This is a genomic window from Bacillus sp. EKM208B, from assembly GCF_011800725.1.
GTDB lineage: Bacteria > Bacillota > Bacilli > Bacillales > Bacillaceae > Bacillus > Bacillus velezensis.
Genome location: NZ_JAANHO010000066.1, coordinates 1 through 213, shown reverse-complemented (window position 1 = coordinate 213; position 213 = coordinate 1). Strand labels below are relative to the sequence as shown.

The window sequence follows — 213 nt, the reverse complement described above, 5'->3', positions numbered from 1 at the left end:
CACCGCCCGTTTTCTGGAAGAGGACACGGAGGAAAAACCGCTCTTGCTTCAGCCAAAGTGGCAGGAATCACCGCCGGATGAAGGCGGCGGACAAGAAGAGTCTTTCAGATACGTGACGCTGTATGGCGGAATGAACGCTGAGGACATAAGCGGCGCCGTATGTGCGGCTGACGGCGAAGGACCGATTGAAGACCGTTATGACGCCTGCGCGGC

The 213-nt window shown here is 58.2% G+C and carries 1 protein-coding gene; it reads left to right on the top strand.

The features are described from left to right. Window positions 1-213: hypothetical protein (locus G9F75_RS19900; protein ID WP_167409350.1), on the top strand; the 213-nt coding region annotated here is incomplete at both ends.